This window comes from Bartonella sp. CM31XJBT (assembly GCF_028618555.1).
GTDB lineage: Bacteria > Pseudomonadota > Alphaproteobacteria > Rhizobiales > Rhizobiaceae > Bartonella.
The window spans coordinates 1-699 of record NZ_JAQITD010000085.1 but is presented as its reverse complement, the minus strand read 5'-3'; the positions used below and the strand labels follow the sequence as shown (position 1 = coordinate 699).

At 44.2% G+C, this 699-nt stretch carries 1 pseudogene; it reads left to right on the top strand.

Annotation, left to right across the window (positions count from 1 at the left end):
- A pseudogene (locus PVV63_RS10310) lies at positions 1-699 on the top strand (hypothetical protein); the annotation flags it as partial.

Below are 699 nucleotides of genomic sequence, written 5' to 3'. Positions count from 1 at the left end.
CAGCTATATGCTCTAGGGAGCAGTGTTGCGCAATCTTTAGGTGGTAAAGCTAAGTATGAAGGTGGCACATGGACAGCTCCGACTTACGAAATCTCTAATGTTTCTGCAGATGGTGATGTGGAAAAGACGAGCTTCAATGATGTTGGTAGCGCCTTTGCGGGTCTTGATACGAGTGTCAAGAATGTGAACACTCATCTGTCTAATGAGGTTAAAAGGTTTGAGGATAAAATAAGTAATATTACTCAAGCGGTTAATGGTGATGCTTTATTATGGAGCGACGCTGCACATGCCTTTGTAGCGACGCATGGGGACAGTAAAGAGAACAACAAGATTACGTCTCTTAAAAATGGAGATATTAGTGGAACCTCAACGGATGCCGTAACGGGTAACCAGCTTTATGTCCTAGGTGATAAAGTTGCGCAATCTTTAGGTGGAGGAGCTAAGTATGAGGATGGCCAATGGAGCGAACCTAAGTTCACGGTTAAAACAGTAAAATCTGATGGTACTGAGAGTGAGGAGAGCTATACAGATGTGGCTTCAGCGTTTGCCGGTGTAGGCACTTCTTTCACGGATTTACATAAAGAGATTACCAATGAAATTAGCACTGCTCAGGCTGATGCGTTGTTGTGGGATAAGTCCAAGGGTGCGTTTGTAGCGACGCATGGTGAAGAGAATGCAAGCAGCAAGATAACATCGCTT